Source organism: Halomonas lysinitropha (genome assembly GCF_902500215.1).
In the GTDB taxonomy this organism is placed as follows: domain Bacteria; phylum Pseudomonadota; class Gammaproteobacteria; order Pseudomonadales; family Halomonadaceae; genus Halomonas; species Halomonas lysinitropha.
On record NZ_CABVOU010000024.1, the window covers coordinates 41,806 to 55,899 of the forward strand.

Below are 14,094 nucleotides of genomic sequence, written 5' to 3' on the forward strand. Positions count from 1 at the left end.
GCGAACAAAAAAGCGCCGACTGGGGAAGTCGGCGCAGGGACTGGTCGTACGTGTTGCTCAATCAAATAGACCCTTCAGGGCATTGCGAAGTTCCTTGCCGGTTTCCTCGCCGAGGCGTTCGTCGATCTTTCCGGCGGCACCCTCGAGGCCTTTCTCCACCTCCTCGCCGGCACGCTGCGAGAGTTCGTTGCGCAGCAGTTCGGCCAGGGTGCCCTGGAAGGCTTCGCGGTCCAGGCGGCACCATTCGGCACTGTTGCCGCCCAGTTGCCCCTCGCAGCGCACCGGCAGCGGCACCCGCTCGAGGCGAGGGTTAACCTCGCAGGGAGCGTTCTCAACATCGACCAGGCGCAGCGCGGCACGCAGATCGAACTGCTCGCTGACCAGGTCCAGCTCGCCCTTGCCGTCCACCTCCATGCCGGGCAGCGTGACCCGCAGATCATCACTCCTTGCAGCACCTTCGTTAAGCCGCAGGGTGGCACGGATGTGCTCGAAACGAGTCTCGTCGCGCCATTCGCGGTTGAGCTCCTCGCCCTCCAGGGCAGCGGCCGTGGTGCATAGCTCCCGCGAAATGTTGACGCCGGGAATCGCACCCTCTTCGATGCGGGTGGAAAGCTCACCGCCCAGGTGGCGCCTGAGCTCCAACAGGGTATTGCCACGGGTGGCAAGCTCACCCTCGCCGCTGAAGCGGCCATTCAGGGGTGCAGACTCGTTGCCGAAGGACTCCAGCAGCGACTCCAGACGCACCCGCTCGACCGTCGGCGACAGCTGCCAGCGAGCCGGCGTCTCGCGCAGGTCGAGGGCACCATTGGCGGCCAGCCGGCCATCGTGGAAGCGAGACTCGAAGGCAACCAGGCGATGGCGACCATCGCGCCCTTCGAGAGTCAGGTCGACGTCAAAGAAATCCATCCCCGCCAGGCGCAGTTCGCCCAGAGCCAGGTGGGCATCGAGCGTGAGGGCGGAGAGCCACTCCGTCGGCACCAGCACATCCGACTCGGCGGCATGGGCCCGGCGGATGCCCGGCAAGCGCCACAGCCAGGCGCCATCGTCCTCCACCCCCGGGGGCGGCAGGTAGCCGTCCAGGTCGAGCCGGTCGCCCTGCAGGTCGGCGGCCAGCTGCTCGCCGTCGTACTGTCCCGCCAGACGGCCGGTGAAGGTGCTGCCATCCAGCACCAGGGTCAGGCCGGCGAGCTCGAAGCGTTCGAGGTCGCCGCTGACGGGACTGGTCAGCGCCACGTCGGAGAGTGCCTCGCCATCGGCCATGGTCGGCATCATATCGAGCCTCGCCAGCCAGGGTCGCAGCGACAGCGACGCCATGCGCAGCTGGCCGGTGTAGGCCGGTGCCTCGGCGAGGGCGCTGAGGTTGAGGTTACCGTTGAGCTCCAGGCCGTCAGGGCCGGTGAGCGCCATATCACGCAAGCTGGCGCTCTGCTCGTCGAGGTCGGCATCCAGGGTGAAGGCAAGCGACAGCGGAAGCACCTTTTCGCCCAGCCGCGGATGCTTCAGACTGGCGTCGAGCTTCCCTTCCTTCAACTGAAGGCTGCCTTCACCGACGTTCACCACCAGTTCGGCGCCAGTGAGGTTGACCTGCTGTTCGCCGTCGAGTCCATGGAGGCGGTTGACCGTCGCCAGACTCAACCCCTCCAGCACGTGCCGACCCTCTGCAAGGCCCAGAGCCACCCGACCCTCCAGGGAAATGTCACTGCCCAGACGCGGCTCACGCTCCTGCCCCTGCCAGTCGAGGCCCTCGTAGGCCTTTAGCCGGAAGGAGGATACGATCGGAAAGGCCCGCCCGGGATTGACGTTGCTGCCGCTGACCTGGAGGTTCTCGAAGAGCAGCTCACGGTCGCTCAGGGCATCGCGGAAGCGCACCTCACCATCCTGGACCTGCACGCTGGCGACGTTGAGCGCTACCGAGAGGCCGGTATCGATATTCGGGTCGGGCCCCGCGCTTGCCGGGGCCAGGGCGGCCTCGGCCTCTTGACTGCTCTCACTCAGCCTCTCGAGCAGCACCTCCCAGTTGCCCTCACCCTGGGCGTCGCGCTGCAGGTCGAGATAGAGGCCCTCGAGGGTCAGGCCGTCGATAGCAATCTCGCCGCGCAGCAACGGCGTGAAGGCCAGGCTTACCTCCGCGTGGGAGAAAGCAGCGAAGGGCGTCGAGTCCTCTGACTGATCCGGCAGGCGTGCCTCGGCCTTCTCCATGCCCACCCCCAGACGAGGATAGAAGGACCAGGAGAGGGGGCCATCCAGGCTCAGCTCCAGCCCGCTGTGTTCGCGCACCACCTCGACCAGACGCGGTTTGAGATCGTTAGGGTCGAAGAAGGTGGTGACATAGACCACGGCGCCGACCATCACCAGGCCGAGCACACCGATGGCGGCAAGCAGGGTCCGCAACAGGCGCCTCATTGCTGGCCTCCCCGAGGAGGCAGGTCGAGCTCGAAATAGTCACCGTCCTTCGTGAGCCGATAGCCGAGCCTGGTGAGCAGCATCTGGTCGGCGACCGGCAACTGGGAAGAAGCGGCATAGAGGCGACGTCCCTCGGCATAGGCAACCTCGCTGACCAGCGCCAGCAGCCGTGACCCGACGCCACGACGTCTGGTCGTCTTGCGCACACAGAGATTCGACAGCCACCAGGTATGCTGATCGGGGATAACCGCCACAGCTCCCAGCAGCCGATCGTTGAAACGGGCGCAGCTGAAGAGGTGGCCACTCGCGAGATGATCGCGAATGAAGTCGTCCACGGGCAGGGGCAGGCGCTCGGCAGGAGCGTCGGCATAGATGCGCGCGAGGTCGAGACGTACCTGGGCATCCGCTTCCCAGGCGGCGTGGTCGACCTGTTGAAGGGTCACCGGCATGCGGGATTCTCCTTGAGCCGGGGCGGCGAGGTCGCCACCACTGTAATGACCCGCATTGTAGCGGATGGGGCGGGCGATTCACTATAATGGCAGGCTCGCGGCGTCAGGCACAGCATCCGGCGCCCTTATGCCTTGCCGGCTGGTGACCACCACCGGCCCCTCTCACACGCGCTCCGGCGCTGGAGACCCGACATGTCCGAGCGTATCGCCACGGTCACCCGCAACACCCGGGAAACCCAGATCACGGTGACCATCAATCTCGACGGCGAGGGACGCCTGACTTGCGAGACCGGCGTGCCCTTCCTCGACCACATGCTCGACCAGGTGGCCCGCCACGGTCTGATAGACATCGACATCGAGGCGCGGGGCGACCTGCACATCGATGACCACCATACCGTCGAGGACCTCGGTATCACCCTGGGTCAGGCTTTCCACCAGGCCATCGGCGACAAGCGCGGCATCTACCGCTACGGCCATGCCTACGTGCCCCTGGATGAGGCCCTGTCGCGGGTGGTAGTGGATTTCTCGGGCCGTCCTGGTCTGTTCATGGACGTCGAGTTCACCCGCGCCAGCATCGGCCGCCTGGATACCCAACTGTTCGGGGAGTTCTTTCAGGGCTTCGTCAATCATGCCCGGATGACCCTGCACATCGACAATCTCAAGGGCTTCAACGCCCACCACCAGGCAGAAACCATCTTCAAGGCCTTCGGCCGCGCGCTGCGCATGGCCGTGGCACCGGACCCGCGCATGGCCGGCCAGATGCCGTCCACCAAGGGCAGCCTCTGAAGCCGTCGAACGATCACAAGAGGAGCGCTCCATGACCATTGCCGTCATCGACTACGGGATGGGTAACCTGCATTCCGTCGCCAAGGCACTGGAACACGTCACTCACGAGAATGTGATCGTGACGCGGGATGCCCGTCGCATTCGCGGCGCCACCCGCCTGGTGCTGCCCGGCCAGGGCGCCATCCGCGACTGCATGGGCGAGCTCGAAAAGACCGAGCTGCGCGGCCTGGTCGAGGAACTGCTCGCCAGCCAGGCCAAGCCGCTGCTAGGCATCTGCGTCGGCCAGCAGATGCTGCTCGATCACAGCGATGAGAACGGCGGCATCAGTTGTCTGGGCTTCCTGCGCGGCGAGGTGAGGAAGTTCCCCACCGACATGCGCGATGACAGGGATAACCGGCTCAAGGTACCCCACATGGGCTGGAACCTGGTGCACCAGCACCACGACCACCCCCTGTGGGCGGGCATCGACCAGGACGAGCACTTCTATTTCGTGCATAGCTACTATGTCGATGCCACCGACGACGCCACGGTGTTCGGCACCACCGAATACGGCTGCTTGACTGCCCATGTGGCCATTGGCCGGGATGCCACCTTCGCCGTGCAGTTCCACCCGGAGAAGAGTTCCCGGGCCGGGCTCAAGCTGCTGGAAAACTTCGTTCAATGGATACCCTGAGGGGCGCCACTCTTCTACAGGCGCACGACGCCGCGCCAACCAAGGACACTGACATGCTGGTAATTCCCGCCATCGATCTCAAGGACGGCAAATGCGTGCGTCTCAAGCAGGGGCGCATGGACGATGCCACCACCTACGGCGACGACCCGGTGGCCATGGCTGCCCGCTGGGTGGAGGCCGGCGCCCGACGCCTGCACCTGGTCGACCTCAACGGTGCCTTCGAAGGGACGCCGGTCAACGGCGAGGCAGTCACCGCCATCGCCCGCGCCTGGCCCGACCTGCCGATCCAGATCGGCGGCGGCATTCGCAGCGCCGAGACCATCGAGCACTACCTCGAAGCCGGGGTCTCCTACGTGATCATCGGCACCAAGGCGGTCAAGGAACCGGACTTCGTCGGCGAGATGTGCCGAGCCTTTCCCGGACGCGTGATCGTCGGCCTGGATGCCCGCGATGGCTTCGTGGCCACCGATGGCTGGGCCGAAGTCTCGACGCTCAAGGCCACCGAACTGGCGAAGCGCTTCGCCGACGATGGCGTCTCCAGCATCGTCTACACCGACATCGCCCGCGACGGCATGATGAACGGCGTCAATGTCGAGGCCACCGCGGCCCTGGCCCGCGAAGGCGGCCTGCCGGTGATTGCCTCCGGTGGCGTGACCAACCTGGGCGACCTGCGTGATCTGATCGCCGCCGGTGAACCCGGAATCCTGGGTGCCATCACCGGGAGAGCCATCTACGAGGGCAGCCTCGACGTCGCCGAGGCGCAGCGGCTCTGCGACGAACTCAGCCAGAAGGGGAGCTGATCCATGGGACTCGCCAAGCGCATCATTCCATGCCTGGACGTCGACGCCGGCCGCGTGGTCAAGGGCGTCAACTTCATCGGCATCCGCGACGCCGGTGACCCGGTGGAGATCGCTCAGCGTTACAACCAGCAGGGCGCCGACGAGATCACCTTCCTCGACATCACCGCTAGCCACGAGGACCGCGACACCACGGTGGAGATGGTCGAGCGCATCGCCGGCGAGGTATTCATCCCGCTCACCGTGGGCGGCGGCATCCGCAGCTGCGACGACATCCGGACCATGCTCAACGCCGGTGCCGACAAGGTCTCCATCAACACCGCCGCGGTGACCAACCCCGACTTCGTATACGAGGCCTCTGAGCGCTTCGGCAGCCAGTGCATCGTAGTGGCCATCGACGCCAAGAAGGTCTCCGAGGAAGGCGAGCCGGACCGCTGGGAGATCTTTACTCATGGCGGACGCCGCCCCACTGGACTGGATGCGGTGGAATGGGCGAAGAAGATGGTGGCCTACGGCGCCGGTGAACTGCTGTTGACAAGCATGGACCGCGACGGCACCAAGGTCGGCTTCGACATCGGTGTGACCCATGCCATCAGTGAGGCGGTGAGCGTGCCGGTGATCGCCTCCGGCGGGGTCGGCAACCTCGATCACCTGGTCGAGGGCGTCATCAAGGGGGGTGCCGATGCGGTGCTGGCGGCCAGCATCTTCCACTTCGGCGAATACACCATCCCCGAGGCCAAGCGCTACATGGCCGAGCGGGGCATCGAGATGCGGCTCTAGTCCCGAGCCTGTACCGCCGACTCAGTCGGCGGAAAGCCCCAGGTTGCTGACACCGTCGTTGCGCCCCAGCCGGCGCAGCGACCTGAGGGTCTCGCGATTCAATGGCCCTGTCTCAACGGCCTCCAGCACGGCGTCCTGGAAATCGTTCTCGTCCGCCATCAGCGGATGACGGCGAACCAGCTCGTCCAGCCGCGTGGCGTCATCCTCACCCTCGGTGAGCTCGATGAAGGCGCGCACCCCACTGCGCGAAACACGGCTAACCTCCAGCACCGCCTCCGAGGCCTCACCACGCAAGGTGTCGAGGATCGCCGAGAGTGCCACCACCGTCTCTAGCGCCCGCCGAGCGCCGAAGCTGTCGTCCTCGGCGGGCGGCTCCAGCTCGGCGAGCTTCTCGGCCTGGCGGTCGAAGTCGATGCGCGCCTCCCTCACCCCCAGCTGCTCCCAGACCAGGTCCAGGATCACCCTGATGCCATGCGGGTCGCCCTGGCCGGTGGTCTCGGCATAGAGGCCGTAGTTGGGCAGCAGGCGCTCGCAGAGCGCCGCCATGAAGGCCTGCTGGCGACGCGGATCGAGCTGCTGCAGGCGTTGGAAGAAGCCGCTCATGGAGTCTCCTTTGGGTTGCGTTGTCTCAGGGCCAGAGGCGTTCGGCCGCCACCCGCCCACGGGGATCGAAGAGCACGCCCTCGGCGGCCAGACGCTCGCGCTGCTCGGCGGCACAGGGATGGTCGGCCAGCTTGCGCGAGGCGGTAATGACCCGGAACCAGGGCAGGTCGTGGCCGGCGGGCAACTCGCGCAGCGCCCGGGCCACCAGGCGCGGCGTGGCACCCTCGGTCATCGCGGCGATGCGTCCATAGGTGGTCACCCGGCCGGACGGGATCTCGGCCAGGATGGTCAGTATCTGTTCCCGCAGCTCCGGCTTCATGTACCCTTGCGCTCCGTCCCGTCCGTCACTCGGCATACCATCAAGGCGAGGCCCGCATGCACGTTCATCTTCTCCAGCACAGCCCCCACCAGGGACCGGCCCGCATCGCCGACTGGCTTGCCAGCATGGGCCACAGTCACACCGTCTTCCACCTCGATGCAGGAGAGCTGCCGCCGCGGCTGGCCGATGGCGATGCGCTGATCGTGCTCGACGGCCCCGAGGGCAGCCTCGAAACCGAACGGTGCCCCTGGCTCAGGGGCGAGCGCAAGCTGATCCTCCAGGCGCTGAACGGCAACAAGCCGCTACTGGGGATCGGCTTCGGCGCCAGACTGATCGCCGAGGCGCTGGGGGCGGTGGTGGCCCGCGGCTCCGTGGCCGAGACCGGCTGGCACCGGGTGGACCTCGCCCCGCTGAGCCCCGTCGACCTGCCCGACACCTTCGAGGCCTTCATGTGGCACCGCGAGGTCTTCGCCCTGCCCGACTATGCCCTGGCCCTGGGCCGCAGTGAGGCCAGCCCGCTGCAGGGCTTCACCTGGGACGACGGCCGGGTGGTCGGCCTGCTGTGCCACCTGGAAGCCACTGCCGACAGCGTGCGGGCCCTGCTCGACCATCAGGCGCCGCCCGAAGGCAGCCCAACCAGCCCCCATGCCCAGGACCGGGCGGCGATGCTCGACGACCCGAGGCGCTTCGACCGGCTGGCCCCGCTCCTCGACCGCCTGCTCAGCCAATGGCTGCACAGCACAGCAGCGGCATGACAATTCAGGCCGACTGGGACTGCGGCCGGCCGTCCTTGCTCGCCGCCTCGGCGGACCACTCCCTGGCGACCCGCAGGCAGCTCTCCCAGTCGCCGACGTGGAGGAAGTGGCGCTCGGGGTGCTTCTCCAGCTGGTGGCGATAGAGGGGGTCGTAGTATTCGGTCAGCAGCGGGGCCAACCAGGCCTCATGGGCCTGGCGGTTGCCCCGTTCATGCTCGCGGAAGGCGAGCGCCTGCAGGCGCTGCAGACGGGCCAGGCGTTCGCTGCCCAGGCGCTTCCTCAGCCTGCCCAGGGCCGAGGAGAGCTGCTTGCGCATCAGCGCCCAGCCCAGCCAGTCGCCGAACTGTCGCCGATGGATCTCCCACAGATCGTCGATGTAGTCCTTGCGGATCTGCGCCAGCCGCCAGTCCAGCGGCATCTCGATGCGGATCCGCGGCGCCGGCACCATGGCCTCCCAGAAGCGCAGGGGTATGTTGGCCGCCCCGATGCGCCGGGACTCGTCCTCCAGCACCAGCGGCCCGGGCAGGTCCAGGAGGCGCCGCCCCATGGCATGCTCGAAGTTGATCTGGCTGGGCGCCGGCAGCGGGTGGCGCCCGAAGGCCGAGCCCTTGTGGCGGGCACAGCCCTCCAGATCGAGGCCATTGTCCAGCGCCAGGATCAGCGGCGTCTTGGCACAGCCGGTGAGGCCGCCCACTACCAGCAGCGGCTGCTCGGCCGCGGCGTCGATGCGCGCACAGAGGGCCTGGCGCATCGCCTTCCAGCCACCGCGAATGCGGGGACGCCGGATGCCGGCATCCGCCAGCCACTGCTGGGCGAGCTGGGAGCGCAACCCGCCGCGGAAGCAGTAGAGGATGGCGTCGGGGTGCGCCGCGAGAAGCCGCTGCCAGGCGGCGATCCGCGCCGCCTTGAGGCCTCCACTGACCAGCCGCTCGCCCAGGGCGATGGCCGCGTCCTGGCCATGCGCCTTGTAGGTTATCCCCACGAGGTGGCGCTCCTCGTCGTCCATCAGCGGCAGGTTGACCGCCCCGGGCAGGGCGCCCTGGGCGAACTCCACCGGCGCCCTGACATCGATCAGCACGCGCCCTTCCCGCAGCAGCGCAAGGTCGGGCTCGACCAGCGGCAAACTCATCCACGCACCTCGATCAACGCGGGTCCGCTGGCCTTGACGACCTCGCCGAAGGGCACAAGCTCGATGCCGTGCTGACGGCCGATACGCTCCACATCGTCTTCCCAGGAGGGGTGCACCGAGAGCAGCAGGCCACCGGAGGTCTGCGGGTCGCATAGCCACTGCCAGTGGGCCTCGTCCATCTGCGGCAGGCTCGCACCCAGCGCCTCACGATTGCGCTGGGTGCCGCCGGGCACTGCGCCCTGGCGGCGATAGGCCTCGGCTTCGGCGAGCCGTGGCAGGCGGCGGAAGTTGACCCGGGCGGCCACTTCACTGGCCGCGCAGATCTCGGCGAGATGGCCGGCCAGGCCGAAGCCGGTAACGTCGGTCATGGCATGCACGCCCTTGACCCGAGCAAACTCCATGCCGATGGCATTGGACTTGAGCATGGTCTCCCGCGCCAGGCCCTGATGGCCGGGCTCGATCAGACCTTGCTTCTCGGCCGTGGTCAGCAGACCCACCCCCAATGGCTTGGTGAGGAACAGCAGGTCACCGGGCTTTGCCCCCTTGTTGAGCTTTAGATACTCGAGGTCGACGAGGCCGTTGACCGCCAGGCCGAAGATCGGCTCCGGGGCATCGATGGAGTGGCCGCCGGCCAGCGCCACGCCCAGTTCACGGCACACCGCCTGGGCACCGGCCACCACGTCACCTGCGACGTCAGCGCCGAGCTTGTCCAGCGGCCAGCCGAGGATGCCCAGGGCCAGCACCGGCTTGCCGCCCATGGCATAGACGTCACTGATGGCATTGATCGCAGCAATGCGGCCGAAGTCGAAAGGATCGTCGACGATGGGCATGAAGAAGTCGGTGGTGGCGATCATGCCGCGACCGTCACCGAGGTCGTAGACGGCGGCGTCCTCGCGCCCCTGGTTGCCGACGATCAACTTCGAGTGGCGGGCCCCGGGGCTGGCCTTGGCGAGGATGCTGTCGAGCACGTCGGGAGCGATCTTGCAGCCGCAGCCGGCGCCGTGGCTGTACTGGGTCAGGCGGATGGCACTCATCTCGTTCTCCTTGGCATTCACTACACGCATTCTACATCAGAGCGAAGGGCCTAGAGGGCGTCCAGAGCCTCGGCGAGCTTGTCCACGGCGATCACCTCCATGCCTTCGGGTGAGCGCTTGGGCGCATTGCCGCGGGGCACGATGGCGCGCTTGAAGCCATGCTTGGTCGCCTCGACGATGCGCTCCTGGCCACTGGGCACCGGGCGAATCTCGCCGGAAAGCCCCACCTCGCCGAACACCACCAGCTCGCGGGGGAGCGGCCGGTTCTGCAGGCTGGAGACCACCGCCAGCAGTACCGCGAGGTCGGCGCTGGTCTCCAGCACCTTGACCCCACCGACCACATTGAGGAAGACGTCCTGGTCGCCGGTGAACAGTCCTCCATGGCGGTGCAGCACCGCCAGCAGCATGGCCAGGCGGTTCTGGTCGAGGCCTACGGCGACGCGACGCGGATTGCCCAGCGCCGACTCGTCGAGCAGCGCCTGGACCTCCACGAGGATCGGCCGGGTGCCCTCCCAGACCACCATCACCAGGCTGCCGGGGCTCTGCTCCTCGTTGCGCGAGAGGAAGATGGCGCTGGGGTTCTTCACCTCCTTGAGACCGTGCTCGAGCATGGCGAACACGCCGAGCTCGTTGACCGCACCGAAACGGTTCTTCTGACCGCGCAGGGTGCGAAAGCGCGAATCCGCTCCGCCCTCCAGCAGCAGTGAGGCATCGATCATGTGTTCCAGCACCTTGGGGCCGGCCAGGGTGCCATCCTTGGTGACGTGCCCCACCAACAGCAATACGGTATTACTCTGCTTGGCGAAACGGGTCAGGGCCGCGGCGGACTCGCGCACCTGAGCGACGCCACCGGGTGCCGAGGCGATATCCTCCAGATGCATGGTCTGGATGGAATCGATGATCAGGATATCGGGCCGCTCGCGCTCGGCGACAGCAAGGATGGTCTCGATACTGGTCTCGGCCAGCATTTTCAGGCCCTGCACCGGCAGTTGCAGGCGATGGGCGCGCATCGCCACCTGGGAAAGCGACTCCTCACCGGTGACGTAGATCACCTGGCGGGACTGGGCCAGCTTACAGGCGGTCTGCAGCAGCAGCGTCGACTTGCCGGCCCCGGGATTTCCCCCCAGCAGCACGGCCGAACCCGGCACCAGCCCTCCCCCCAGCACACGGTCAAACTCGGCGAAGGTGGAAGAGAGCCTCGGCACCTCGCTGAGATCGACGCTGCCCAGGTCGACCACCTCGCGGGAGAGGTCACCAGCGTAGCCGCCACGAGCGGTTTTCGAGGCGGCGCCCGTGGCGGCACCGGGTCGCGCCTCCGAAAGACGAACTTCGCTCAGGGTGTTCCACTCCTGACAGCTGCTGCACTGCCCCTGCCACTTGCGATACTCGGCACCGCACTCGGTGCAGACAAAGGCGCTCTTCGCTTTGGCCATGCGATACTCTCTCCCACGATCGAGGCCATCGTTGCGTCGCCATCTGCCTGTGCCGATGGCATACCCGCAACAATAAGGGGCGACCCTAGGGCCGCCCCGATACTGTGCACCCAGACGCTTACAGACGCTTGAGCTGCAGCATCTCGCTGTTCTGGAAGCGACGCAGGTTGGGATCGATCAGCTCGAGAGTCTGCTGATCGACGCGCAGAAAGTAGTAGGTCTGCCCTTCGCCATCGGGGGTCAACTCGTAGACGGTGGCGGAGGAATCCTGCTCGGTGCCCTGGAGAACTTCCCAGTTGCCTGTGTAGTTCTCGTCCGGGGGACTCTGGGGGTGCCCCCTGTAGGACGCCTCGAGATCGAAAGTACGCTCGTCAATGGCCCCCTGCTCCTCGCCGTTGAGGGTCACGTTCAGGTCGATGCCGTCGCAGTTGCGACACGGCAGGGTTCCCTGGTAGGTCGCCGTGGTCGCTTCCATCTCCGGTGCGACGGCCTGATCGGTGGGTCCGGCGGCGCAGCCGGCCAACAGGGCGGCCAGTGCGGTGCCGGCCAGCAATGTCCTGATTTGCATTTGCGTCCTCCTAACCAATGAGCATGACGCCGTGATGCACGGCAGCCTGAAGACAGCATAACCTCTCGCGTCCTCAGCGGACAGCCTCACCCACCATGCGTCAGGCCAGCGGATAGACATGGGTGAAGATCAATGCCAGCACCAGCGGCATGACCACCAGGCTTCCCAGGTTGCCGATCAGCACCAGCGAAGCCACCTTGTGGGGCTCCTGGCGATACTGCTCGGCCACAAGATAATTCAACACGGCCGGCGGCAGGGCGGCAAACACCCAGAGGGCCGCTGCCTGCAGGCCAGACAGCTCAAGCCACCAGATCAGCGGCACGGCCAGCACCAGGCCGGAAAGCGGACAGAGCACCGCCCCGAGCAGGCCCGTCTTCCAGTCACCAAAATCGATATCCAGCATCCTGACGCCCAGGGCGAAGAGCATCAACGGAATGCAGACCCCGCCCAGCATGTGCAACGCCTCCAGGAACCAGCCAGGCAGGGGGATGCCGCCCAGGTTGACGGTGAGGCCCGCCAGGCTCGCCAGCACGATGGGCATGCGCAGCAGCCGCCACAGCGGAGTATGCGGGTTGAGCATGTAGAGCCCCACCGAGAAGTGCAGCAGCATCTCGATGATGAACAGCACCACCGCCGCCGGCAGGGCCTTCTCACCGAAGGCCAGTACCAGCAGGGGGACTCCCATGTTGCCGGAGTTGTTGAACATCATCGGTGGAAGGAAGGTCTTGGTCTCGAGCTTCAGCCACTTCGCCACCGGCCAGAGCACGAGTCCCGAACCCAGCACCACCACGGCCCCCGCCAGGGCCAGGTTAGCGTAATCCGCCAGCGGCGCCTGGCGATCGGCCAGCACGGCGAACACCAGCATGGGCACGAAGAGTTCCATGTTGAGGGTGTTAAGGCCGCGGATATCCGGCGTACGGAAGCGGCCATAGAGGGTCCCGCAGCCGGCGATGAGGAAGACGGGCAGCAGGGTCGCAAGGATTTGGGCGGTCATTGCGTGGGTCCGTAGGCAGCGAATGATCGATAGCGGCCCCCGAGACTAGCATGGCCGCGGCTTGCGCGGTCACGCGGCTCGGGTCACCATGACCAAAGTCCAATCCCCCGAGCGAGTGACCATGAGCAAGTTCTGGAGCCCCGCCGTTCGCGAGCTGACCCCCTATGTCCCGGGCGAACAGCCTCGCGAGCGCCTGATCAAGCTGAACACCAACGAGAATCCCTACCCGCCAGCTCCCGGCGTCGAAGCCGCTCTGCGTGATTTCCCCGCCGATCACCTGCGTCGCTATCCGGATCCGCAATCCAACGCGCTGCGCGAGGCACTGGCCGAAGAGCTCGGAGTCACGGCCGAACAGGTATTCGTCGGCAACGGTTCCGACGAAGTACTCGCCTTGGCCTTCCAGGCTTTCTTCCGCCAGGCACGCCCGCTGGAGATGCCGAGCATCTCCTACAGCTTCTATCCGGTCTATTGCCGGCTTTACGGGATCGAGCGCCGCACGCATCCCCTCGACGCCCAGTGGCGCGTCGATCTCGACGCCTTCGGCCAGGATGTCGGCGGGGTGATCTTTGCCAACCCCAACGCCCCCACCGGCCATGGCCATGGCCGCGAGGCCATCGCCGGCCTTCTCGAACGGGTCACTGATTCGGTGGTGCTGGTCGACGAGGCCTACGTGGACTTCGGCGGGGAGAGTGCCGTACCGCTGGTCGAGCGCTTCCCCAACCTGCTGGTCACCGGCACCTTCTCGAAATCGCGTAGCCTTGCCGGTCTTAGGCTCGGCTATGCGGTGGGCTCCCGCGAACTGGTCGAAGGGCTGGAGCGGATCAAGGACTCCTTCAACTCCTATCCCGTCGACAGCCTGGCCAGCGCCCTGGGCATCGCCTCCCTGGCGGACCGCGAGCACTTCGAGGCCAGTCGCGAGGCGGTCATCACGACACGCGAGCGTACGCGGGATAGACTCGAGACCCTGGGCTTCCAGGTGCTGCCCTCGCAGACCAACTTCGTGCTGGTCAGCCACCCGGACTTCGATGCCGCCCAGCTCTTCGTGGGCCTGCGCGAACGCGGCGTCCTGGTACGCCACTTCAATACCGAGGTGCTGCGCGATCACCTGCGAATCTCCATCGGCACCGACGACGAGATGGACAGCCTTATCGAGGCCCTCGAGAGCCTGTGTCGCTAACCAGGGCCAGGAAGGACACCGGCGCAAACAACCCGAGCTCTGATGGACTCGGGTTTCTTTCCGCCCATGAAAAAACCCCGAGCTCTAGTGAACTCGGGGTTTTTTCGGGATAGGGGCCTGACGATGACTTGGCCGGCACTCCGGGACTCTCCATGGGGAGACCCCCGCAACGACGAAACCCCGACCAATGGCCG

Annotated in this window: 15 protein-coding genes; 6 read left to right on the forward strand and 9 right to left on the reverse strand. The window is 66.5% G+C overall.

Features of this window, described 5'->3' with window-relative positions; genetic code table 11:
• Positions 1-57: 57 nt before the first annotated feature.
• Together HALO32_RS04420 and HALO32_RS04425 are read right to left on the reverse strand one after the other, a co-directional pair.
• Positions 58-2,403 carry an AsmA family protein gene (locus HALO32_RS04420; protein WP_151442574.1) on the reverse strand — a complete coding sequence of 782 codons (2,346 nt, stop codon included), beginning with the start codon at positions 2,401-2,403 and terminating at the stop codon, positions 58-60.
• Positions 2,400-2,852: an acetyl-CoA sensor PanZ family protein gene (locus HALO32_RS04425; RefSeq protein ID WP_151442575.1), complete on the reverse strand. Its 453-nt coding sequence runs from the start codon at positions 2,850-2,852 to the stop codon at positions 2,400-2,402. Before HALO32_RS04425 ends, HALO32_RS04420 begins: the two co-directional genes overlap by 4 nt.
• 192 nt (positions 2,853-3,044) lie before the next feature.
• On the opposite strand from HALO32_RS04425, the gene hisB reads away from it, so the two are divergent.
• From hisB to hisF, 4 genes are read left to right on the forward strand one after another with little or no spacing between them, the layout of a single operon-like run.
• A complete protein-coding gene (gene hisB / locus HALO32_RS04430; RefSeq protein WP_151442576.1) occupies positions 3,045-3,638 on the forward strand; it encodes an imidazoleglycerol-phosphate dehydratase HisB in 594 nt (197 codons plus the stop codon).
• Positions 3,639-3,669: 31 nt separating this feature from the next.
• Entirely contained in the window at positions 3,670-4,311 is a 642-nt protein-coding gene (hisH, locus tag HALO32_RS04435) for an imidazole glycerol phosphate synthase subunit HisH (protein WP_151442577.1), read from the forward strand.
• A 53-nt stretch (positions 4,312-4,364) separates the two neighbouring features.
• On the forward strand, positions 4,365-5,111 hold the full coding sequence (gene hisA / locus HALO32_RS04440; RefSeq protein ID WP_151442578.1) for a 1-(5-phosphoribosyl)-5-[(5-phosphoribosylamino)methylideneamino]imidazole-4-carboxamide isomerase: 747 nt from the start codon (positions 4,365-4,367) through the stop codon (positions 5,109-5,111).
• 3 nt (positions 5,112-5,114) lie between these two features.
• Positions 5,115-5,888, forward strand: a complete 774-nt coding sequence (gene hisF / locus HALO32_RS04445) for an imidazole glycerol phosphate synthase subunit HisF (RefSeq protein ID WP_151442579.1) — start codon at positions 5,115-5,117, stop codon at positions 5,886-5,888.
• A 21-nt stretch (positions 5,889-5,909) separates the two neighbouring features.
• Here the strand turns inward: hisF and HALO32_RS04450 are convergent, their stop codons facing one another.
• The gene (locus HALO32_RS04450) at positions 5,910-6,491 is read right to left on the reverse strand and encodes a YjaG family protein (RefSeq protein ID WP_151442580.1); all 582 of its coding nucleotides are present in this window, start codon (positions 6,489-6,491) and stop codon (positions 5,910-5,912) included.
• Positions 6,492-6,516: 25 nt separating this feature from the next.
• Positions 6,517-6,810 carry an MGMT family protein gene (locus tag HALO32_RS04455; protein WP_151442581.1) on the reverse strand — a complete coding sequence of 98 codons (294 nt, stop codon included), beginning with the start codon at positions 6,808-6,810 and terminating at the stop codon, positions 6,517-6,519.
• A 56-nt stretch (positions 6,811-6,866) separates the two neighbouring features.
• Between HALO32_RS04455 and HALO32_RS04460 the strand changes: the two genes are divergently transcribed.
• On the forward strand, positions 6,867-7,565 hold the full coding sequence (locus tag HALO32_RS04460) for a type 1 glutamine amidotransferase (RefSeq protein ID WP_151442582.1): 699 nt from the start codon (positions 6,867-6,869) through the stop codon (positions 7,563-7,565).
• 4 nt (positions 7,566-7,569) lie between these two features.
• Here HALO32_RS04460 and mnmH read toward each other — a convergent pair whose 3' ends face one another.
• The 5 genes from mnmH to HALO32_RS04485 all read right to left on the reverse strand — a co-directional run bounded on the left by mnmH (position 7,570) and on the right by HALO32_RS04485 (position 12,723).
• Positions 7,570-8,694 (reverse strand): tRNA 2-selenouridine(34) synthase MnmH, encoded by a 1,125-nt coding sequence (gene mnmH / locus HALO32_RS04465; protein ID WP_151442583.1) that lies wholly within the window; start codon positions 8,692-8,694, stop codon positions 7,570-7,572.
• Entirely contained in the window at positions 8,691-9,728 is a 1,038-nt protein-coding gene (gene selD / locus HALO32_RS04470; RefSeq protein WP_151442584.1) for a selenide, water dikinase SelD, read from the reverse strand. The genes mnmH and selD overlap by 4 nt, the downstream gene beginning before the upstream one ends.
• A 50-nt stretch (positions 9,729-9,778) precedes the next feature.
• On the reverse strand, positions 9,779-11,161 hold the full coding sequence (gene radA / locus HALO32_RS04475) for a DNA repair protein RadA (protein ID WP_151442585.1): 1,383 nt from the start codon (positions 11,159-11,161) through the stop codon (positions 9,779-9,781).
• A gap of 118 nt (positions 11,162-11,279) precedes the next feature.
• The gene (locus HALO32_RS04480) at positions 11,280-11,729 is read right to left on the reverse strand and encodes a copper resistance protein NlpE N-terminal domain-containing protein (RefSeq protein ID WP_151442586.1); all 450 of its coding nucleotides are present in this window, start codon (positions 11,727-11,729) and stop codon (positions 11,280-11,282) included.
• Between the two features lie 100 nt (positions 11,730-11,829).
• Positions 11,830-12,723 (reverse strand): AEC family transporter, encoded by an 894-nt coding sequence (locus HALO32_RS04485; protein WP_151442587.1) that lies wholly within the window; start codon positions 12,721-12,723, stop codon positions 11,830-11,832.
• Positions 12,724-12,844: 121 nt separating this feature from the next.
• Between HALO32_RS04485 and hisC the strand changes: the two genes are divergently transcribed.
• On the forward strand, positions 12,845-13,900 hold the full coding sequence (gene hisC / locus HALO32_RS04490) for a histidinol-phosphate transaminase (RefSeq protein ID WP_151442588.1): 1,056 nt from the start codon (positions 12,845-12,847) through the stop codon (positions 13,898-13,900).
• Positions 13,901-14,094 lie beyond the last annotated feature (194 nt).

Excerpts from the sequence above, each read along its gene's own strand:
- HALO32_RS04420 (WP_151442574.1), bottom strand. The coding sequence starts at position 2,403 with ATGAGGCGCCTGTTGCGGACCCTGCTTGCCGCCATCGGTGTGCTCGGC.
- HALO32_RS04425 (WP_151442575.1), bottom strand. The coding sequence starts at position 2,852 with ATGCCGGTGACCCTTCAACAGGTCGACCACGCCGCCTGGGAAGCGGAT.
- hisB (WP_151442576.1), top strand. The coding sequence starts at position 3,045 with ATGTCCGAGCGTATCGCCACGGTCACCCGCAACACCCGGGAAACCCAG.
- hisH (WP_151442577.1), top strand. The coding sequence starts at position 3,670 with ATGACCATTGCCGTCATCGACTACGGGATGGGTAACCTGCATTCCGTC.
- hisA (WP_151442578.1), top strand. The coding sequence starts at position 4,365 with ATGCTGGTAATTCCCGCCATCGATCTCAAGGACGGCAAATGCGTGCGT.
- hisF (WP_151442579.1), top strand. The coding sequence starts at position 5,115 with ATGGGACTCGCCAAGCGCATCATTCCATGCCTGGACGTCGACGCCGGC.
- HALO32_RS04450 (WP_151442580.1), bottom strand. The coding sequence starts at position 6,491 with ATGAGCGGCTTCTTCCAACGCCTGCAGCAGCTCGATCCGCGTCGCCAG.
- HALO32_RS04455 (WP_151442581.1), bottom strand. The coding sequence starts at position 6,810 with ATGAAGCCGGAGCTGCGGGAACAGATACTGACCATCCTGGCCGAGATC.
- HALO32_RS04460 (WP_151442582.1), top strand. The coding sequence starts at position 6,867 with ATGCACGTTCATCTTCTCCAGCACAGCCCCCACCAGGGACCGGCCCGC.
- mnmH (WP_151442583.1), bottom strand. The coding sequence starts at position 8,694 with ATGAGTTTGCCGCTGGTCGAGCCCGACCTTGCGCTGCTGCGGGAAGGG.
- selD (WP_151442584.1), bottom strand. The coding sequence starts at position 9,728 with ATGAGTGCCATCCGCCTGACCCAGTACAGCCACGGCGCCGGCTGCGGC.
- radA (WP_151442585.1), bottom strand. The coding sequence starts at position 11,161 with ATGGCCAAAGCGAAGAGCGCCTTTGTCTGCACCGAGTGCGGTGCCGAG.
- HALO32_RS04480 (WP_151442586.1), bottom strand. The coding sequence starts at position 11,729 with ATGCAAATCAGGACATTGCTGGCCGGCACCGCACTGGCCGCCCTGTTG.
- HALO32_RS04485 (WP_151442587.1), bottom strand. The coding sequence starts at position 12,723 with ATGACCGCCCAAATCCTTGCGACCCTGCTGCCCGTCTTCCTCATCGCC.
- hisC (WP_151442588.1), top strand. The coding sequence starts at position 12,845 with ATGAGCAAGTTCTGGAGCCCCGCCGTTCGCGAGCTGACCCCCTATGTC.